The organism is Streptomyces sp. SID5785, from assembly GCF_009870065.1.
Classification (GTDB): Bacteria; Actinomycetota; Actinomycetes; order Streptomycetales; family Streptomycetaceae; genus Streptomyces.
The window spans coordinates 1-1742 of sequence record NZ_WWIA01000534.1; the positions used below are offsets into that span (position 1 = coordinate 1).

At 74.3% G+C, this 1742-nt stretch carries 2 protein-coding genes; both read right to left on the reverse strand.

Features of this window, described 5'->3' with window-relative positions:
* A partial coding sequence (locus GTW43_RS17420) for a hypothetical protein (RefSeq protein ID WP_237536648.1) occupies positions 1 to 180 on the reverse strand: 180 nt, incomplete at its 3' end.
* Positions 181 to 337: 157 nt separating this feature from the next.
* Positions 338 to 1742: alpha-galactosidase (locus GTW43_RS17425; RefSeq protein WP_161302944.1), on the reverse strand; the 1405-nt coding region annotated here is incomplete at its 5' end.

The following is a 1742-nucleotide window of genomic DNA, read 5'->3' on the forward strand; positions in this document are numbered from 1 at the left end:
TGCACCGGTCACCGCGCGCACGTCCGGCGCGGCGGCGGACGAGGAGCGCGGCGCGGCTGCCCGCGTCCGTTCCGCGGGGACGTCCTTCGCGGTGAACGACAGACCGAGTGCGCCGTTCAGCGCCCACGCCACCATGACCCCCGACAGCAGGATCAGCAGCGCGGACACCAGGACGGACACGCCGGGTTCACCGGTCGCACCGCGCCCCACACGCCCCCCACGCCGCATCGCGCCATCGTAGGATCACCGCACGGGGACGAGAAGGCCCCGAGCGCCAGGACGCCCACTGGCTCCCGGCGCTCGGCAGCGTGTTGGCCGGTGATCCGGACGGAACCTCCTAGCCACGTGTCGCGCGCCGAAACCGCACCACCGCACTCGGCGCATCCTCCTTCGGCAGCCGCAGCGGCAGCCCGTGGGCGAGCAGGGCCGCGCCGTGGTGCTCGGTGCCGGTGGCCTCGTCGGTGTAGCGCGCGGCGGGGGAGAGGCCGGCCAGGCGCAGGGCGCGGTCCCGGCCCCAGGCGATCACGACGACGCGGTCGTCGGTCAGATACTGCACCGCGTCGTCGAGGCGGTACTGCTCCCCGAACTGCACCACCGGGCGGATCTCCTTGTACTGCGCCACCAGGTCGCGGGCCTCGGCCAGTTCGGCGTCGCTCCAGCGGGACAGGTCGCCGCCGATGCCGAGCGCCCCGGCCATGGCGATGTGGAAGCGGTGGCGCAGAGGTGCGGTGCGACCCGTGTACGGGTTGGGGCTGTCCGTGGCCCACGCGGACATGGTGCGGGCCGGATAGATCTGGCTGTAGCCGTGCTGGATGGCGATGCGGTCGGTGGAGTCGGTGTTGTCGGAGATCCAGGTCTGGTCCGTGCGGGCCAGCATGCCCAGGTCGGCCCGGCCGCCGCCGCCCGCGCAGCCCTCGACGCGCAGGCCCGGGTGGGCCGCGCGCAGCCGGTCGATCACCGCGTACACGCCGCGCGTGTGGTCGGTCCACAGACGTTCGGCGTCGGGGCTGCCGGGCCGTCCGGCCTCGGTGAACGCGCGGTTCATGTCCCACTTGAGGGAGTCGACGCCGTGCGCCGCCACCAGCCGATCGAGCCAGCCGAAGGCCCACTCGACGACCTCGGGCCGGGAGAAGTCGAGGACGAGCTGGTGGCGCAGCTCGGTGCGCCGCCGGTGCGGCATGTGCAGCACCCAGTCCGGGTGCGCCCGGTACAGGTCGCTGTCGGCGTTGGTCATCTCGGGCTCCACCCACAGCCCGAAGCGCATGCCGAGCGCACGGATCTCCTTGACGAGCGGCCCGAGGCCGTCCGGGAACCGCTCGGGGTTCGGGTCCCAGTCGCCGAGCCCGGCCCGGTCGCTGGTGCGGGCGCCGAACCAGCCGTCGTCGACGACGAACAGCTCGACCCCGAGCCCCGCCGCCCGCTCGGCGAGCGCGCGCTGCCCCTGCGGGGTGACGTCCCAGCCGGTGGCCTCCCAGCTGTTGTAGACGACGGGGCGCGGCTCGTCGGGACGCGGCAGCACGTGCCCGGCGACGTACGCGTGCCAGCCCCGGCTCGTCCCGCCGAAGCCGCCGGTGCTGAACTGCCCGGCGAAGACCGGCGTCCGGTGCTGCTCGCCCGGCCGCAGCCGCCAGGCCAGACCCTCGTGACCGGCGCCGCCGGTCACCGTGAACGGGCCGCCGGTGTGGTCGCGTTGTGCCGTGATCCGCCAACTCCCCGACCAGGCGAGGACCATGCTCCACACG